We start from the raw sequence: 1034 nt of genomic DNA, 5'->3' as shown, positions 1-1034 counted from the left end.
TCGTCCTTTTCGGCGATGGGGCGATAACGCTCGCGTTGTGCGTCGCTGAAGCCGCCGACGGCGCTGAGAAAAGAAGCCAGCATGTGTTTGGGTCGGCTGAAATCGATAATGACGTCATAGCCTTCCCAGTCCCACGGACTGACCCAAGGCGTTACGCCTGACTCTTCACACACCCAGCCATCGAGAAGATTGTTGTCGGCGTCGTGAAGCAGGTTTTCCAGGCGATACCAGGTGCGCGCGTTGCGCGTCGGGTTCGCGGGCACTTGGATTTTCCGGTCCGGGGGCAGGCCATCGAGCAATTTCTTGGGCACCAGCAAGTCGGCCGCACTGCGCGGGCTGGAATCACTGGCCATCTGCATTTGCGCAGCGGTGTGCCCTTCAGGCGCCACCACGGGGGTGCCCTTGGCCAGTTTCAGCCAGGTCCGGTCTTTTTCCGGCAGGCGCTCGGCCCAAATCCGACAGGCGTCAATGAACGCCTCGACGTCATCACCGCTGAACGTTTCCAGGTGCAGCTTCTTTTCCGGCTGATCCGCGTCACTGTCCTGATACAGACCGAGGTGGCCGATCAAGTCGCCTGCCTTGATCGCGACGGGTGTATCGAGGACCACGATCCGGTCCGTCGCCAGCGGTTCCAGCACGCGTTGCAGCGCCGCGAACCGTACCCACTGCGTGACCCGTTCCAGCTTGCGAAATTCGCCTCCACCGCTGACAGTGACGAGCGTGTCTTTGGGCAATTCGCTGATTGCCTCGTTGTGCAGGTTGGCTTGCGGTCGCACCTTGAGGGCCCCTCTAGCCGTTTCGACGCGATGCTGACCGTTCACCACCGACTGCAGGAACTGAGATGCGAGGTAACCGCGCAGCGATCCATCGGCATTGCTCAGGCTGGCCGGGCCCAGGCGGTTTTCCAGACGTCGGTACTCGCCGTCGCCGCTGATGCTCAGCTCGGCGCCGCAGGGCAAGAAGTCAGCGACCTTGTCGGACCGGGGGCGGTAGTAAACGTACACGCCGCGTTGTTCGGGATCGTCAGGATGGGG

1 pseudogene is annotated in these 1034 nt (G+C 62.3%); it reads right to left on the bottom strand.

The annotated features are described in order from the left end of the window. Positions 1 to 1034 (bottom strand): annotated as a pseudogene (locus AC3WWR_RS30840) (hypothetical protein); the annotation flags it as partial.

This window comes from Pseudomonas sp. EB271-G4-1, from assembly GCF_058791355.1.
The sequence above is the reverse complement of the archived record's forward strand: the minus strand, read 5'-3'. Positions and strand labels throughout refer to the sequence as shown.